Annotated in this window: 20 protein-coding genes and 1 riboswitch; of the genes, 12 read left to right on the top strand and 8 right to left on the bottom strand. The window is 41.9% G+C overall.

Going from position 1 to position 16,616, the window contains the following annotated elements; translation table 11 throughout:
- Window positions 1–25: 25 nt before the first annotated feature.
- Window positions 26–1,246, bottom strand: coding sequence for a dicarboxylate/amino acid:cation symporter (locus BLR82_RS09300; protein ID WP_074599089.1), 1,221 nt, complete (start codon window positions 1,244–1,246; stop codon window positions 26–28).
- 137 nt (window positions 1,247–1,383) lie between these two features.
- Between BLR82_RS09300 and BLR82_RS09295 the strand changes: the two genes are divergently transcribed.
- From BLR82_RS09295 to BLR82_RS09275, 4 genes are all read left to right on the top strand, one after another.
- The gene (locus tag BLR82_RS09295) at window positions 1,384–2,214 is read left to right on the top strand and encodes a hypothetical protein (protein ID WP_074598718.1); all 831 of its coding nucleotides are present in this window, start codon (window positions 1,384–1,386) and stop codon (window positions 2,212–2,214) included.
- Between the two features lie 80 nt (window positions 2,215–2,294).
- The gene (locus BLR82_RS09290; RefSeq protein ID WP_074598717.1) at window positions 2,295–2,636 is read left to right on the top strand and encodes a hypothetical protein; all 342 of its coding nucleotides are present in this window, start codon (window positions 2,295–2,297) and stop codon (window positions 2,634–2,636) included.
- A gap of 385 nt (window positions 2,637–3,021) precedes the next feature.
- Entirely contained in the window at window positions 3,022–3,978 is a 957-nt protein-coding gene (locus BLR82_RS09280) for an LCP family glycopolymer transferase (RefSeq protein ID WP_074598715.1), read from the top strand.
- Window positions 3,979–4,124: 146 nt separating this feature from the next.
- Window positions 4,125–4,442, top strand: coding sequence for a hypothetical protein (locus tag BLR82_RS09275; RefSeq protein ID WP_139186927.1), 318 nt, complete (start codon window positions 4,125–4,127; stop codon window positions 4,440–4,442).
- Window positions 4,443–4,455: 13 nt separating this feature from the next.
- Here the strand turns inward: BLR82_RS09275 and BLR82_RS09270 are convergent, their stop codons facing one another.
- Complete coding sequence (locus BLR82_RS09270; RefSeq protein WP_074598713.1) at window positions 4,456–4,755, bottom strand: hypothetical protein; 300 nt, start codon at window positions 4,753–4,755, stop codon at window positions 4,456–4,458.
- Between the two features lie 39 nt (window positions 4,756–4,794).
- On the bottom strand, window positions 4,795–5,118 hold the full coding sequence (locus BLR82_RS09265; protein ID WP_074598712.1) for a hypothetical protein: 324 nt from the start codon (window positions 5,116–5,118) through the stop codon (window positions 4,795–4,797).
- 271 nt (window positions 5,119–5,389) lie between these two features.
- Here BLR82_RS09265 and BLR82_RS09260 point away from each other — a divergent pair, with 271 nt between their 5' ends.
- Window positions 5,390–5,896, top strand: coding sequence for a hypothetical protein (locus BLR82_RS09260; RefSeq protein ID WP_074598711.1), 507 nt, complete (start codon window positions 5,390–5,392; stop codon window positions 5,894–5,896).
- A 49-nt stretch (window positions 5,897–5,945) separates the two neighbouring features.
- Here BLR82_RS09260 and BLR82_RS09255 read toward each other — a convergent pair whose 3' ends face one another.
- The 3 genes from BLR82_RS09255 to BLR82_RS09245 form a co-directional block, all read right to left on the bottom strand.
- Entirely contained in the window at window positions 5,946–6,506 is a 561-nt protein-coding gene (locus BLR82_RS09255; RefSeq protein WP_074598710.1) for an N-acetylmuramoyl-L-alanine amidase family protein, read from the bottom strand.
- Between the two features lie 427 nt (window positions 6,507–6,933).
- Window positions 6,934–7,254, bottom strand: a complete 321-nt coding sequence (locus BLR82_RS09250; protein WP_074598709.1) for a hypothetical protein — start codon at window positions 7,252–7,254, stop codon at window positions 6,934–6,936.
- 71 nt (window positions 7,255–7,325) lie between these two features.
- On the bottom strand, window positions 7,326–7,658 hold the full coding sequence (locus BLR82_RS09245; RefSeq protein ID WP_074598708.1) for an HTH domain-containing protein: 333 nt from the start codon (window positions 7,656–7,658) through the stop codon (window positions 7,326–7,328).
- A 277-nt stretch (window positions 7,659–7,935) separates the two neighbouring features.
- Here BLR82_RS09245 and BLR82_RS09240 point away from each other — a divergent pair, with 277 nt between their 5' ends.
- A complete protein-coding gene (locus BLR82_RS09240) occupies window positions 7,936–8,352 on the top strand; it encodes a hypothetical protein (RefSeq protein WP_074598707.1) in 417 nt (138 codons plus the stop codon).
- A 319-nt stretch (window positions 8,353–8,671) separates the two neighbouring features.
- Here BLR82_RS09240 and BLR82_RS09235 read toward each other — a convergent pair whose 3' ends face one another.
- Window positions 8,672–9,907 carry a cation:proton antiporter gene (locus BLR82_RS09235; RefSeq protein WP_074598706.1) on the bottom strand — a complete coding sequence of 412 codons (1,236 nt, stop codon included), beginning with the start codon at window positions 9,905–9,907 and terminating at the stop codon, window positions 8,672–8,674.
- Between the two features lie 160 nt (window positions 9,908–10,067).
- Window positions 10,068–10,177: riboswitch (SAM riboswitch) on the top strand.
- A 125-nt stretch (window positions 10,178–10,302) separates the two neighbouring features.
- Between BLR82_RS09235 and ssuE the strand changes: the two genes are divergently transcribed.
- From ssuE to BLR82_RS09215, 4 genes are all read left to right on the top strand, one after another.
- A complete protein-coding gene (ssuE, locus tag BLR82_RS09230; protein ID WP_074598705.1) occupies window positions 10,303–10,845 on the top strand; it encodes an NADPH-dependent FMN reductase in 543 nt (180 codons plus the stop codon).
- Between the two features lie 35 nt (window positions 10,846–10,880).
- Window positions 10,881–12,260, top strand: coding sequence for an LLM class flavin-dependent oxidoreductase (locus BLR82_RS09225; protein WP_074598704.1), 1,380 nt, complete (start codon window positions 10,881–10,883; stop codon window positions 12,258–12,260).
- Window positions 12,261–12,379: 119 nt separating this feature from the next.
- Window positions 12,380–13,525 (top strand): trans-sulfuration enzyme family protein, encoded by a 1,146-nt coding sequence (locus tag BLR82_RS09220; RefSeq protein ID WP_074598703.1) that lies wholly within the window; start codon window positions 12,380–12,382, stop codon window positions 13,523–13,525.
- Between the two features lie 25 nt (window positions 13,526–13,550).
- Window positions 13,551–13,940, top strand: coding sequence for a hypothetical protein (locus BLR82_RS09215; RefSeq protein ID WP_074598702.1), 390 nt, complete (start codon window positions 13,551–13,553; stop codon window positions 13,938–13,940).
- A gap of 109 nt (window positions 13,941–14,049) precedes the next feature.
- Here the strand turns inward: BLR82_RS09215 and BLR82_RS09210 are convergent, their stop codons facing one another.
- Window positions 14,050–14,343 carry a VanZ family protein gene (locus tag BLR82_RS09210; RefSeq protein ID WP_074598701.1) on the bottom strand — a complete coding sequence of 98 codons (294 nt, stop codon included), beginning with the start codon at window positions 14,341–14,343 and terminating at the stop codon, window positions 14,050–14,052.
- Between the two features lie 685 nt (window positions 14,344–15,028).
- Between BLR82_RS09210 and BLR82_RS09205 the strand changes: the two genes are divergently transcribed.
- Together BLR82_RS09205 and BLR82_RS09200 are read left to right on the top strand one after the other, a co-directional pair.
- Window positions 15,029–15,577: a glycerol-3-phosphate responsive antiterminator gene (locus BLR82_RS09205; protein WP_074598700.1), complete on the top strand. Its 549-nt coding sequence runs from the start codon at window positions 15,029–15,031 to the stop codon at window positions 15,575–15,577.
- Between the two features lie 97 nt (window positions 15,578–15,674).
- Window positions 15,675–16,517: an MIP/aquaporin family protein gene (locus BLR82_RS09200; protein WP_074598699.1), complete on the top strand. Its 843-nt coding sequence runs from the start codon at window positions 15,675–15,677 to the stop codon at window positions 16,515–16,517.
- Window positions 16,518–16,616: the final 99 nt, after the last annotated feature.

Genomic DNA, 16,616 nt, shown 5'->3' with positions numbered 1-16,616 from the left:
GTTATTATGTTAAATACAGGGACTATCAAGGCGTTTCCGCATTTCTTTGGCCTGGTAGTTCTTTTTCGGATCCGGAGATGACGACAGTCGCGGAAGCGTCTCCGACAACATTCAAGGTTGTCCGGAACATATCCAAAATTCGATCGACCCCGGCAATTAACGCAATGCCTTCCAAAGGCATGTCGACGGAGCTTAATACCATGGTCAGCATAATCAAACCTGCTCCTGGTACTCCGGCTGTTCCGATAGAGGCCAGAACCGTAGTAACTACAACGGTAAGCAATTGGATGAACGACAGGTCCAAACCATAAAACTGGGCGATAAAAACAACGGCAACCCCTTGATAAATCGCCGTGCCATCCATATTGATTGTTGCACCAAGCGGCAGCACAAAACTACTGATTTTCTTGGGAACTCCCAGGTTTTCTTGTGTGTTTTTCAATGTAATAGGCAAGGTACCGGCAGAACTAGCCGTACTGAAAGCTACTAAAGCGGCCGGTGAAATCCCTTTGAAGAAGGTGACAGGGTTTATTTTTCCATATATCCGGACTGCTGAAGAATAAACAATAGCAGCATGGAGGATGCAGGCAATAACAGCTGCAAGAATTACCTTGAGCAAAGGAAGCAGTACAGATAGTCCATACTCCCCTATGACAGGAGCAACCAGTCCCAAAATTCCGATTGGCGCTACATACATGATGATGGAGGTAATTTTATACATAACCTCTGCAAACCCATCGAAAAATCGATAAACTGGTTGGGCTTTCTCTCCCACGAATGTGATTGCTAGTCCGATAAATAAGGCAAAAAAGATAATTTGCAGGATGTTGCCGCTTGCCAGCGCCTCGAATGGGTTTTCCGGAATGATATTTAAGAAGGTATCGACAACACTTTGGGACTCCTGCACTTCCTTTTCAGGAGCACTCTCCGAAAGTGAAACATCCACTCCTTTGCCCGGTGACAGCATGAAGGCCACGGCCAGGCCGATGATAATAGCAACCGCTGTTGTCAACAAATAGTAAACAACGGTTTTCAACCCGATTCTTCCGAGCTGCTTGGGGTCCCCGCTGCTGGCAACCCCGACGACAAGTGTCGATAAGATGAGTGGGGCGATGATGAATTTGATCAGCCGTAAAAACAAATCACCAAGCGGTGCGATGACTGCGATGGATTCTTTGAAAATAATTCCTAGAATAATAGCGAGAATGAACGCTATGAAAATTTGTGTAATGAGATTGAATTTTATTCGCACAAATACCTTCCTTCCTCTTTTCAAGTTAGAAACCCAATTATATATTATAAACATAACCACTTAAAAGCTAAAGCATGGAATGTACTAAGCAATCGTTGAAAATATTGGAATAATTCTGAGGAGGAAGAACTGTGGGAATCCATGTCATCGAATCGTTTTTGCAGGGAAAGCGACCTGACCCAGAACTCTGTGAAGATATGCTTGTGATCAATGAAGATTTTACAGCTGTGATAGACGGTGCCACCAATGTTTCGGGTAAAAAAATCAATGGAAAGTCACCTGGAAGAATTGCGGGTGAAATCGTCAAACAAACTGTTGAACGAATGGATAAGAAAGTGACGTTGGAAGGAATGATTGAACAAATTAATCAATCTATGCAGTCATTCTATCAAAAACAAGAGCTGCTGGAGGAGATAAGTCGAGTGAAGTGGCTTGCCCCTTCTGCATGCATGGCTATTTATAGCAATTATCACAGGGAGGTCTGGCAAATCGGAGATTGTCAGGCTATTATCGAAGGCAAGCTTTACAAAAACGAAAAACAACTTGATACCATCACGGCCAACGCCCGCTCTCTTTACTTAGAAGCAGAATTAAAAAAAGGGAAGGCGGTAGAGGACTTGCTTGTGCACGACACCGGCTGGGAATTCATTCAGCCTTTGATTTTGCAGCAATACTATCTGCAAAACGACCCCAAAAATCAATATGGTTATGAAGTGATAAATGGTTTCCCGGTTGACCAGAATATGGTTCAAGTAACCCCCGTTCCTGCTGGTAAGACCGAAGTCATCCTCGCCTCGGACGGCTATCCTTTTCTAAGGAATAATCTATCTGAATCTGAAGTTGCGCTGGAGAAATTACTCCGTGAAGATCCGTTATGCTTTCGAGCTTATAAAGCCTCCAAAGGAATGGCGAAAGGTAATGAATCGTTTGATGACAGAGCTTATATAAGGATCCGGACTTAACTAATCAGTTGGGGAGATCGGTTTTAAAGCGTGCGATAACGGGAATGATAACGGTAACAAGTTGCGGAAGGATGAGAGGAATGTCGAAACAGATTGATGCTTACTTTAAGAATGAGAACGATGCAGAAGCAGTGCACGCCAAGCTTCAACCTTTAAAAGTGAATAATGTATCAGTCGAGGAAGTGCCAGAAGGAACGGATACAAAAGTTCTTGTACCGTTTTTCCCTGCCAATACAGGAACAGGTACAAATGGTGGATTTGCTCCGATTGCTCCATTAGTCAATAATAATGAGCCGAGCAAATCAGGAGACGGGAATCCGGAAACAGTGACCCATTTGCTTCACTTTGAGGTAGACGAAGCGGATTATCAGGAAGCAATGGATATATTGAAACAAAGTGATTGTTATGGACAGCAATTATAAGTCAAGGACTCATAAACGGAGAAGAAAAAACGGAGAGGCTGCTGCTTCTCTGTTTTTTTATGCTTTTAGCACGCCAGGTAAGGCCGGAGTAAAATGCTCTTTATTCGGCTTGCATTGTTTTAAACGGCAGGTAATAAGTGTGATTCCGTACAGCAATCAACTTACAATGGCTCCCCTTTCAGTTGAATGGGGGTCGTTTTTTCTCTCTTTACGACGTTTTAGCACGACCTTTGGCAGAAGAGCCATAGTTTGGAGGTCTTCTGGTAAACTGGAAAAGGTTGTCGGTAAAAAATTTTTCGATAGGGGTAGACAAAAATTTACAATGTTATAGTATAATAGTTGAAGAAAAAGAAGTCGTTATCATATAACAGATGGGGTGTATTTATTGGCTGAAAGTAGAAGAGCGAAAAAAGCGGGAAAGTCGAAACGCTGGTGGAAAATATTACTTGCCGTAGTGGCGATAGTTGTGATTGGCGTAGGTGTCTATGCTTTTTCTATATATAGTAATGCAAAGAATACGGTTGAGGAAAAGATGCATCAGCAGGTGGATTCAATCGACACTACAGTCGGAAAGAAAAAAGTGAGGGATAACGAGCCATTGAATGTCCTGCTTCTGGGTGTAGATGAACGTTCGGGAGATTCCGGCCGTTCAGATGCTTTAATGGTTTTATCGCTGGATCCGAAAGACGACAGCATGAATCTGGTAAGCATTCCCCGCGATACACGAACGGAAATCGTTGGAAAAGGATACGAAGATAAAATAAATCATGCGTATGCCTATGGCGGTACAGATATGTCGATCAACACAGTGGAAAATCTTTTGGATATCGAACTTGATTATTATGTCAAAGTGAATATGGAAGGTTTGTCGGAGATGGTGGACGCGGTAGGCGGTATCACAGTCGACAACAAGACAGATTGGATTGACGAAGGCTATTATAAAAAAGGATACCATTATGAAAAAGGCGAAATTGAATTAAATGGTGCTAAAACAATGGGATTTGTCAGGATGCGCCATTTCGACAGTGACTTTGCCAGAACAGGTCGTCAGCGACAGGTATTCCAGGCTATAGTCGATAAGGGTGCCAGCGTGGCTTCTGTGAACAAAATCGATGATATGATCGATGTTCTTGGAAACAACATGGAGACCAATTTGGATTTCAGTGATATGAAAAATTTGATGATGAACTATCGGGACACCAGGAAGAACGTTGTCAGTTATCAAATGGAAGGCGAAGGCAAATATATTACCAATTCAAGTGGCCAGGATGTTTACTATCTAGTCGTTTCTGATGACGAGATTCAAAAGGTGCACGATATGATTAAAAAAGCAAAATCTTGATATTCGGACAAAACCCAGTCAGCTATGAATAGGCTGCTGGGTTTTGTTTTATTACACTTGGTCATTAACGTAGAAGCCTGGAGCACCAGGCATTTACTTTTCTATTGAAGCAGGTTAGGTTAGAAAAAAGATTAGCAGCTGCCGTATTGCGAAACAGTACGGGGGCTCATCATTATGTGCTGGCGAGCGGCAGTAATGCAGGTGAACAAGTATTGGGAGATTCCTTGGAGGTTAACGGAATTTCAACCGATGAGGATACATTACCAGCAGACACTGCTGCAAAGCAGAGAAACGAAATATCTTCTGAGTCGGATCGGGCAGTTTCTCAATCTTCCACTAAAAAAAGGGCGGTTAACACGAGTCCTACAAGTGGCACCACTTCAAGTGTCTCTAATACTTCTTCTGATGGTGTTACTGCTAATAAGGAAACTCCATCTTCGTCTGATAAGAATAGTGAGGATTAAAGGACTAAAAAGTTTAATGCTCGTTTAACGACCTGTTTGTATTCAACTTTTTTTCTACAACTTTTTCAACTAAAGGTCGAGGAGGACTATCAGGTTTTTCCTTTCTTGACTTCTCTTTTACAGGTTTCTCTTGTGATTTCTTTTTTGGTGCGGAGGAAGCCGTCTTAGCTCCTTTAGAAGAGACGATTTTATCTTTTGTATTTTCATCTACTCCTTGTTCTTCATCTTGTTTCCTTGGAATAGCTAAAGTAAGGGTGGCAGCTTTAAACTTAGATACTTTTGAAAACTTTGGCCGGTCTTTAAGCTGTGCCACCAGTGGCACTATCGTTAAATATATCTAATACATTGTTGTTTACCAATTGAGATAAGAAAAAGGATCTCCTCTATTTCTTTCACATAAAAAGACCACTCTGATGGAGTCATCATAAAGCTCCCTAATATGTTGAATATAAGACAGCCATTCCCACACTCCTTCCTTGGAATCAAAGTCGGATGGTAAATAGTAGTCATGTAATATTAGTAAGTCTGTCTTTTCTAACTCTACAACTTCTTTCAAATACCGGTGGTGCATTACTTTTTGTTCCGGAATTAAAAAGTGTTCTTTATGTTCAGATAAACGGTTTCTTATAATATTGCTATAGGATTCATTTCCTATAGCTAAAAGTACCTTTTTCATGCTTTCACTCCGCTTTTATGCAATAAAAAAATCCCGAAATAATCACAAGATAAAAGAATCGTGATCATTTCGGGATTTTCCCGTTAGCATATAAAAATTGGGCGTTAACTCTTCTGTAAACATAGATGGCTCCTTTTTCAGTATAATACTTCCCATCCAAAATATATTTTACTACTGCTACTTTTTAACTAAAAACAAATACAGGAAATATTTTACCAAACATATATGTTAGAATACACCGGTGTATGATTTTTTAAAGGAGGTAATTCAGATGAAAAAAGTAGTTACTCTTATAATTTTCGTCGCAGTCTTGGTTATTTTAATTTTTTCCTGGCCAAACATAAGAGAAAAATTCTTTCCTGAAAAAGAAGCGGAACATATGATAAACGAGTATTACAACTCCCTTATTAATGAAGATTATGAGGACGCATTTAAAGTTTTATATTTATACGATTATAAGAAAAACAGCAACGAATTTTTATCCACTGGAACAACATTACCTAAAGAACAAGCTAAGGACTTTTTTATGGAAAAGATAGCGTATTTAAAAGAGCAAAATTATATTATAAAAGACTATAAGATTAAAAATGTAGAGTACTCTGATGCTCATACTTTTTGGCATCATATTCTGTTAAAAGTAGAGGTTAATGGGAAGATGAAGGAGTTTAATGAAGTAGCAGAAATATGGAAGGGAAAATTATTGATAGGAGAAAGGGAGGATCCCTATGCTCGATTTAGAGATGGCAAAATGAAAATAAAGATTCCAGAGCATTCATAAAAAAGTGGAACGGTTTACTGCACTTAAAATAAACCGTTCCATCTCATCTTTAAATAGGGTAATAACGGCGGAAGTAACGGAGGATACCGTCAGTAACACGTTGAGCAATTGCTTCTCTATAGTAATCTTCCGACCATTCATCATCAATTTGACCTATCTCAGCTAGTACCTTTGGGCATGACTCCCAAGTATCCCGAAGAATAGCCCAATCCTCGGTCCATACACTTCCTACGCCAAAAAGCTCTAAATTCATATCATTTGCTAAAGCTCTCGACTCAGTACGTTCATACTCAGTAGCTTTTGAGCCATCGTACCAATATACACCGGTGCTCCCCAAAGCAGTGTTTACGTGTATACTGATTAAAGCACCATATCCACTAAAAGTTCGATTCACGTAATCTACTCGTTTATTAATATCATCATTACCGTCAACACCACCAAAGTCTTCATCTTCGTATCTGGTTTGATAAACGGGTGAAGCTCCTACATCAATCAATTTAAACCGTACACGGTTAGCAATATCTAAAGTAATTTCTTCTTCTTTATTTGAACCGTGCGTAGCTCCAGAATAACGTCCCCCATGACCAGGGTCTAAAATTATAGAAGGCATCTGTTTCCTCTCCTTTTTTGTGAATTTTGTAAGATTCGTCCGGACTGTTTATGATCTTACATTTAACAAAGTGTCATAAAAGGGAGGAAAATAAACTTTCACTTTCAATTTTTTTGTTTAGTGAGAATCCGTAGTAAGTTTGCTTTGCTTCCGTTGCATAATAAAAGACTCTAAAGAGAGCCTTTTAAGATGTAGTATGTATTTGCTGAGGAGAATATAAGGACCAAGTAGAAGAACTATAAGAACGGACTGTACTGAGTTTAATAAAAACAGTGTCAAAGAACACTTACACGTAGAGATTGTTGCAACGTATGCAAATGTAAGCATGTGAGGATTCCAGAGAAGTTGGATCATAAAAAGAGTTTGTCCCTTTATAAGTTAAAGCAATTCGCATTCGATTCCAACCTCCCTGAATGTCTGAATAAATTCAATCTTCTGTGCTTTCGTTCCTGCTTAGAAAATCTAAACGCATACGCTGTAACTTGTCCTTTAGCGGTCGGTAGAATGCTGTTTCTAACCCGTCTTCCCACATATCCTCTTCAACACAAATCCAGATAGTAAAAGGATAAGTGTCTAATAAGAGTTCTGAATGAAGTACTTCCGCTACAGATAAGGAAGAAGTTGACAGAACGATAATTGGCACATGATGATCAGAAAATCCGCTTGCTGGTATGTTTTGATATTTATCAAAGACTTTTTTCCAACTATATAGCTTGTCTTTCAGAAAACCGATAAAGTCTTGACTCATCTGTGCTTGTTCTATAAACAGATTCTACTTTCCTTGTGGAGTCTGGATCTCCGTAGTTCCTAATGATTTCTTTATTCTTCTAGTGTCTGTTCAGAAGACAACAATTGAACAGCCATAATCATGTTACGGTCCTGCTTATCGAAAAAATACTGGTTATGATTCATTAATTGAACCAGAGAAGGTATCTTTTGTTTATCTTCTTCCCTTAGGTAATAACCTGATTTTTTTTGCCTCTGAATTTCTTGAAGTCCATTTTCCTGTAAGAAATTGTTGATCTTTTTTAAATCATAATAAAATGTTCTTCTGGAAATATTCAGTGAACTAGTAATGGATCTTACGGACAGATATCCATTTGCATCGACAAACCGGTTTAAAATATACTTGCTTCTCGCATCTAAAGTCATATGAGGATCCCCAATCATGCAGTGTTTCTTAAGTGCAAATACTAAAGAAAGTCAGCTAACTTAATAATGATTATAATACGATTTAATGAAATGAAAAGGGGTTTCACGTTGCTAATTTGGTACGCTCCTACTGTGCAAAATTAAACGACCATCCTTGTTTTCACCATGGCCCAGCCTTCAAAGCACATTCATTGAAAAGAAAGATTCAACGGGTAAAACAATTTGCGATGGGGAATAGTTTAACTAGATGCTGACTCGTATGGAAAGGACGGATTGGATGTATAAGAAAGTGAACGAGCTCATTACCCTGTTGGAAAACAGCGGGAAATGTGAAGTGAAGTTGATTAATCGGGAAAAACATAATTATGCGATTGAAACAATGACAAAACTGCCTTGGAAGCGGCACTCCAGACGATTTGGAAAAATTCAAGCTGGGGAAAATCGATTGCGCATTGATTTGGAGGTACCTGGGGATTCTGTTTCCCTTGAGGAAATAAATAATGCAATAAAATTGCCGCACAAGGATGAGTTATCCCATACACGGACCTCTCACTTTGGAATTATACAAAATGGGAAGGGGTATGATACGGTTGTCCTGCAAATCTATCGTAAGGACTTAGATGACTTTGCTTTTGAGGACACTCCCTTTGCCTCTTTTGTCAATAAAGTAATTGAAGTGAATACAGCGAAGTAAATGGCCACGACAACGGCGTAGTGGTCATATCAAAAAAACGGACGATGATTCGAAGCTAAGCGCATTTGAACTCGTCCGGTTTTAAATATTAGATAGAAACTCGTAACCATGAATGATGCTGACTCGCCACTCCGTGAGGTATCTTGCCGTAGCGATTAGAAGCACTTATCAGTAACAGGATAAAGGAAGTCGATCAAGGGAAGGGCAAACGTCCTTCTCTGTTTCTTTCATTGCGTAACCAACTGGATGCATGAGGAAATTATTTTTAGACACGTTCATTCCTGTTATCGATTGGTAGTAGACTTAAAACCAGTCATTTTTATTCCTTTGAATCGGTGCCTGACAAACCAAGCTTTTTGATCAATGGTTTGATGGACAGCCCTTGGACGATCAAAGAAAACAAGACAACGGAAAAGGTCAGCAACAATACCGTATCACGGCCAGCGAAGTCCGTTGGCAGACTGAGAGCAAGTGCAATCGACAAGCTGCCTCGTAAACCGCCCCAATTCAGCAGGATACGCTCTTTTCGGTTCAAATCTTTAACAGGCAGTGTACTGATATACAAGGCGATGATTCTTCCTGTGATTACAAGGATGATTGCATATACAATGATATCCCACTGGTTATTAAAGTCGATATTGCGGATTTCCAAGCCAATCAGCAAAAAGATGATCGAGTTGGCAACGAGGGTGATAACATCCCAAAAAGTGTTGATGGTGACCCGTGTTTTTTCCGACATACCGATTTTTCCGCCATAGTCAGCGAACATAAAGCCACCTGCCACAACAGCGATGACCCCAGATACTTCCAAGTGCTCTGCTATGAAATAACTACCGAAGAACAAGATGGCTGATAAAGCTATTTCAAATGGATAATCATCAAAAAAGCGGATGATTTGTGAAAATACAAAGCCAAGGATGACACCGACAAGCACCCCGCCGAGACTGAATTTCAAGAACAGCAGGATGCCGCTGCCAAGTCCTTCCCAGCCTAATTCGATATACGTAAGCAAATAAATCGATGAAATTTTGAAAAGCACGACTGCAATCCCATCATTGAATAATGACTCTCCTTCCATGATCGTCGATAACTTTTCCGAAACTCCCAGCGATTTAAATATGGATACAACACTTATCGGATCTGTAGCACTCATCAACGCGGCAAATGTAAATGCTACCGCTATTGGCAGGCCGATAATGTAATGGGTGGAAAAGCCGATCACGATAAACGATAGGAACGTGCCGATGAAGGCCATTCCGAGAACAGCCCGCTTATGGTGGTATAGATGATGAAATGGCAGTTTCAGTGTCGCATCTCCCAGTAAAATCGGCAGGAATAAAGAAATGATAATTGCCTGAAAAACTTCTGATTGGGTGATATATTCTTCTGCTTCATCTATCAGCGGTACGTGAACATTAATAATGCCAAGAACTAAACCGACTAAAACAAGTGCAATCGTGTATGGCTGGCCGATTTTTTTGGCAATCCCGATTACGGCGACCGAGATAGCAAGCAGGATAAGGATTTGGATAAAAGTCTCGTTAAATTCGTGCATCGCGATTCCTCCTGGATTAAGTATATCTATATGTTTCTCAAAAACCGGGCAGATAAACCTGCCGTGTAAGCCGCTTTCAGAAGCCAGCACTATTCTGATTATTACAAAAAGTAGTTGACATGGAAAGTCATTGGTATTATGATTGGTGTCAAATTAAAAATTCTTATCCAGAGAAGCCGAGGGAACTGGCCCATTGAAGCTTCAGCAACCTCTGACTATTTGTCAGAAAGGTGCTAATTCCAGCCAAGATGTATTCTTGGGAGATAAGAGCGGATATCGGACGATAAAAACCCTCTTTTCTCATTCTGCGGAAAAGGGGGTTTTCTTTATGGAAAAATTCCCTCTTTCCCCGAGTTGAACCGAAAATACCATATGGCAGAAAGGGAGAGATTGTTTTGAGCGAAATCATTATTTTATCTGGAAGCCCTTCGACCCAATCAGGAACTGATGCGGTACTGAATTATTTAGGAGAGTCTTTAAGGCGAAAGGGGTTTTCCACTGCCCATTTATCTGTAAAGGATATCCCACAGGCGGATTTGTTTGAAGGAAGGTATGACAGCCAGGCTGTTACAGAAGCAGCAGCGCTCATCCGGGAGGCAAAGGGGGCGATTGTCGGATCACCCGTGTATAAAGCTGCTTACTCAGGGGTTCTCAAAGCATTATTAGACATATTGCCGCAGGATGTGTTGGAAGATACTCCGGTTTTGCCACTGATGACCGGCGGCAGTCCCTCCCATTTGCTCGCAGTGGAATATAGTCTGAAGCCACTGTTGGCAACATTGAAGGCACAGAATTTGAAGGGCGTTTATCTTTTGAACAAATGCATCGATAAACAGGACATCCAACAGCCGATTCATGATAGCGACTTAAACCAGCGATTAGAGAAGCAACTGAATTATTTCGTCCAGATGGTCAATAAGCAAAAGCAGCCAATTTGAATCAAAAAATATCCCATACAAGGAGGAGTAATCAAATGACGGATAAGCGTATTTATTTAAATGCCTTTGATATGAATTGTGCAGGACACCAGTCACCGGGGTTATGGACACATCCGGACGACCAATCACACAAATACAAGGACAGTGAATACTGGATAGAGCTGGCGAAGCTTTTGGAAAGAGGAAACTTTGATGCCGTGTTTTTAGCTGATGTGTTAGGCACCTATGATGTTTACGAGGATTCCCGGGATGCGGCGGTAAGACAGGGCGCCCAATCACCTGTGAACGATCCGTTGCTGGTCGTCCCGCTTATGTCGGCAGTCACGAAACACCTTGGTTTTGGCGTGACCGCTTCTGTCAGCCACGAACATCCTTATACCTTTGCTCGCAGAATGTCGACGCTTGATCATTTGACAAAGGGAAGAGTGGGCTGGAATATTGTTACTTCTTATTTGAAGAGCGCCGCAGTCAATATGGGTTTGGAAGATCAGGTCAGTCATGATGAGCGGTATGATATTGCAGCAGAGTATGTCGATGTTTGCTACAAGCTGTGGGAAGGCAGCTGGGAGGATGATGCAGTCCGTCTCGATAAAGAGAACGGGATTTATACGGATCCGGAAAAAGTCCATGACATCCAGCATGAAGGCAAGTATTTCAAAGTTCCAGGTGCACACTTAAGCGAGCCATCGCCACAACGCACACCGGTGATTTATCAGGCTGGTGCTTCGAAAAAAGGCAGGGCATTTGCCGCCAGCAATGCGGAATGTGTCTTCATCGGTGCTCCAACTATTGAAGCTGCCAGGCAGTCGGTCAAAAAATTGCGGGAAGAGACGGTACTGGCTGGACGCAATCCGGAAGATGTTAAAATACTGACCATGTTCACTCCGATCGTCGGGCGTACCGAACAGGAGGCAAGAGAGAAGTTCAACGATTATAAAAACCATATCAGCCATGAAGGGGCACTTGCCTTGTTCGGTGGATGGACTGGTATTGACCTTTCGCAATATGGTCCTGATGAAAGTTTACGATACGTTGAAAATAATGCCATCCAATCAGCAGTGGAGAATTTTACAAGGATTGATCCGAACAAACAATGGACAGTAAAAGAAATCAAGGAGTTTATTGGAATCGGCGGTCTAGGTGCCTATGCAGTCGGCTCGCCGGAACAGATAGCCGATACGATGGAAAAATGGGTCAAAGAGGCTGGTGTCGATGGCTTTAATATTGCCTATGCGATAACGCCTGGAACCTTCCAGGACTTCGTCGACTTGGTTGTCCCGATTTTGCAGGAGCGCGGCCTTATCCGATCTAGTTATAAAGGTGAAACTTTGAGGGATAACCTTTTTGGAGCAGGTCCACGTCTTTCAGAAAACCATCCAGGAAAAAAATACAACAGAGGAATTCAACCAGTGTAACCAGATAGGGAGAGGTGAACCGAGCCTCTCCTTTTCTATTTAGTATGCTTGCGCTTTTCAACAATCTTGCGTTAAAGTAGGAATAATTATGTGAAAGCTGGTAAAAAGGGAGCGATTATATGGGGAAACATTTTGATACGAAATCTGTTCATCTTTCTGGCATGGAGGAAAAAAAGATTAATAGTAAATCGACGCCGATTTACCAGACGTCAGCCTTTAAATTCAAAGACCTTGAAGATTTGGAAAACTTTTACCAAGGGAAGAACGATTACTTATATACGAGAGTCGGCAATCCAAATACCGATGAGTTAGGGGCTGCGGTGGCACAACTGGAAGGAGCTCCGAGCGGGGTAGCTGCTGCCTCGGGAACCGCGGCAATATTGGCTGGAGTTCTTGCCGTTGCTAAGCAGGGAGACCATGTCATTGCTGCCACAGATATTTACGGAGGTACATATCAACTGCTTGCCAATGAACTGCCGGACTTAGGAATCGAAGTATCTTTTGTCGACTTTGCCGAAGGAGAAAAAATTGCCGACCATATCAAAGCCAATACAAAGATGGTTTACTCGGAGTCTATTTCCAATCCGTTGCTGCGCAGGGAAGATATAGAAGCACTTGGAGCACTGGCCAGGGAGGCTCAGCTCGTCTTGATGGTTGATAACACGTTTGCCACTCCTTACCTTTGCCGTCCCTATGAGCAGGGCGCCGATTTGGTGGTCCACAGCGCCACCAAGTACATCGGCGGTCATAGTGATATTACAGCCGGAGTACTGGTTGGCCATGAAGGCCTGATTGAAAAAGCTAATCAAAAAATCGTGAACCTTGGAAGCAGTTTAAGTCCTTTCGAAGCCTGGCTCACCTGTCGTGGCTTGAAGACGCTAAGCGTAAGAATGGAGCGGCACGTCGCCAATGCACAAAAACTTGCCGATGCATTGCACAAGCATGAGGCAGTAGAGAAAGTTTATTACCCGGAAGACGTATCACCGCTTGGCAATGGAGCCATTGTTACGATAGATATTACGGCTACTTGTGACGTGGAGAGATTTTTTCAATCGCTCGGCTGGATTAAAATCGTTCCAACGTTGGCCGGTGTGGAAACATCTGTATCCTATCCACTGGCGACTTCCCATCGCGCTCTTCCACCCGAGACGCGGGATCAATTAGGGATTACCGAAGGGTTGATCCGGATATCCGTAGGTATTGAAGCAGCTGATGATATCATTGAAGGATTTAACCAGGCGTTGAATCAGGCAAAACGTAATTGAACGGTAGAAAATAGGAGGAAATAGCATGAAGGAAGTTATTTTACTACTGGCTGATATTGTCAACCGGATCCACGATGCGTTGATCGAACGTTTTGGGTTGACCATGACGGATAAACAGCTGCACTTTTGGGTGATTGGCATTATTGGTATCTTTGCCTTTTTCATCGTCTACTTTTTCTTTAAATTAATCGCCAGCATGAAGTGGAGCATTACCATTCTTTCCTTTATTTATACATTCACCATGATGGTTGTGCTCGTTTTTGCAATCGAACTACAGCAGGCTCTTACTGGCGGGGATATGGAATTTGCCGATGCTGTCGTCGGGCTGTGGGGTTTCCTTGTGTTTTTCTTCATCTATGTAGTGATTGCTTTGATCATCCTGGCCGTTATAAAATTTATGCGCCGCAAAAAATAATTTATGAAAGCTGTCCTGCAGGTTAATGCTAAAGGGCAGCTTTTTTAGTTTCTCACGCAGGAAGGGAGCATCAGTAAGTACTTCCTTTTCATAGTCTAACAATGGATGTTTAGGGTGTTTCATGATCATCTTCTTGGTTGCGAGATTGGTAACTTTCCATCAGAATCCAAGCAGTAATCACACCAACCATATCTTTTACTAAATCCAATTGAGAAAAGGAACGTCCTGGTACGTAAAATTGATGAATTTCATCGATGAACGCATATATGATGGTTGCGGACATTGCCGCAAGGTCTGTCAGCGAGCTGTAACGTTTGTTGACAATTAACGCTGCTGCCAGGAGAAGGTAAAGAATGGCGAATTCAATAAAGTGGAAAGCCTCCCATAGAATGTTGATCACCACGGAATAACCTCCTTGAAAAAGCGTAGAATTGTACCTTGCGAGTAGCTCGATTGAACCCAAATCAATACAGCATAAATAATTGGGAGCAATGCAATCAACAGCCGTTTCATGGTCGTCACTCTCCCTTAATCGAAGTTCTTACCAAGTTCCCTTCAGCATCGAATGGAAAACGTTTTGTCTGTTATTTTCATGAGCTGGTGTATTTAGGGTATTTTAGAACTTATATCGATGCGTTACCTCTTCCTTTCCGAGATTAGTACTGCAAAACCAGCGCTACGGAAATTCCCTGCGCTATAAACGGTTTCCTTTTTTGGTGCTAAACTCCCCATCTAACTGCGAATCCTCCTTCCACAGAAAAAAGCTGTTTTGTAGGAACAGGGACTGAGGTTGCGTCCAATTTAAGCTTCGTAGTGGGTTTTCTCCATCCCCCGGAGCGAGTCAATTAGTCTCTGGATGAAGCATTCACTACGGAAAGCGAGTATTTGTCATTGCTTGGTTAGCGTTCATTCGGTAAAGCGCAGGAGTAAGCAAGTTCTCGTTATGTCGGAATTTATTTCAAGTGGTAAGGTATCAAACAACAATCATAGAAAAAGCGTTTTCGCCTGCTGTCAACCTATTACCGCTTGTACAGGCGTTATGGTAAAATGAATAACTATTAGTAAATTAACGGGAATTGGGTGATAATATGACAATACTTCAAGGGATTTTACCGGCGATTCGTGATATGAAAGATTTTGAAAAACTACTCTCCAGTGAATATCAGTATGTCATTTTTTTGGAGACAAGGCTTTCCCAGCTTGTTTCGTTGATAAAGTACGCAAAAAGAGAAGGGAAAAAAGTATTTGTCCATGCTGATTTAATTCAAGGGTTGAAAACCGATGAAGCCGGCATTGAGTTTTTAATCCGGAATTTAAAGCCGGACGGCATTATTACGACAAGAGGAAATGTTATTTCTTATGCCAAAAAGCAGGGTGTTCTGGCAGTGCAGCGGTTATTTGCTCTTGATTCGCATGCTTTGGAGAGCAACATAAAAATCATCAATAAAGTGAAACCAGACTATATCGAGGTACTGCCTGGCCTCATTCCTAAATTGATCGGAGAAATTTTTGAACGGACAGACATTCCAGTCATTGCCGGCGGGTTGATCCGCAGCCAGGAAGATGTGGAAAATGCATACCAAGGAGGAGCAAAAGCGGTCACCACTTCACGTTCCGAATTGTGGAATCTTCAATAAAATGGGCAATACATCCTGACAGCTGACTGGGACGCAAAAGGTTTGAAGTTTCCGATTTATGTTAATTAGATTAGAAAATCGGAAGGAGTGCCTTTTTATGTCGGAATTTTTAGCTGAGTTAATCGGAACCATGATTTTGATTATACTTGGGAATGGTGTCGTCGGAGGGGTTGTCCTAAAGGGAACGAAATCAGAAGGGGCAGGCTGGGTCGTCATTACGATTGGATGGGGACTCGGAGTTGCGATGGGCGTTTATGCCGTCGGCAATGTATCAGGTGCCCATATCAACCCTGCTGTTACACTTGGCTTCGCGGCAATTGGCGAGTTTCCATGGGCGAAAGTGCCAATGTATATTTCGGCTCAAGTGCTTGGAGCCATTATCGGCGCAGGTATCGTATTTTGTAACTATTTGCCACACTGGAGAGCGACAGATGACCCGGGAGCCAAACTCGGTGTGTTTTCGACGGATCCAGCGATTCGCAGCCCTTTTTCCAACCTGATCAGTGAAATTATCGGTACATTCGTCTTGGTAATGGGACTCTTATTTATTGGCGCAAACGAATTCACCGAAGGATTGAATCCGATGATCGTTGGATTATTAATTGTGGCGATTGGAATGTCACTGGGCGGTGCTACGGGTTATGCCATCAATCCTGCGCGTGATCTTGGACCTCGGATTGCCCATGCCTTGCTGCCAATTCCAGGAAAAGGATCATCCGACTGGGGTTATTCCTGGGTACCTTTAGCAGGACCGGTGTTAGGTGGAATTTATGGCGCTTTGTTCTATCGCGCTTTGTTTACCGGTGATTATTCGGTTTTCTTCTGGCTTCTTAGTGCTGTGATGATTCTCTTGTTAATCGCTGCAGCCAGTAAAGAGCTAAAACGCGGACACTCCTCAACGGAAGAAGTGGAAGAAAAAATGGTCGGCGATGATTCATGAAATACAGCACTATGACAAGAACAGGCAACAATCAGAAGATAGGATGTCCGCAAGCGCCTTCAACAAAATTTCATAAATGGATTGACAGCGTTTACAGAT

The sequence above is a fragment of the Sediminibacillus halophilus genome (genome assembly GCF_900103695.1).
GTDB lineage: Bacteria > Bacillota > Bacilli > Bacillales > Amphibacillaceae > Sediminibacillus > Sediminibacillus halophilus.
This window is presented reverse-complemented; position numbering and strand designations above follow the sequence as displayed.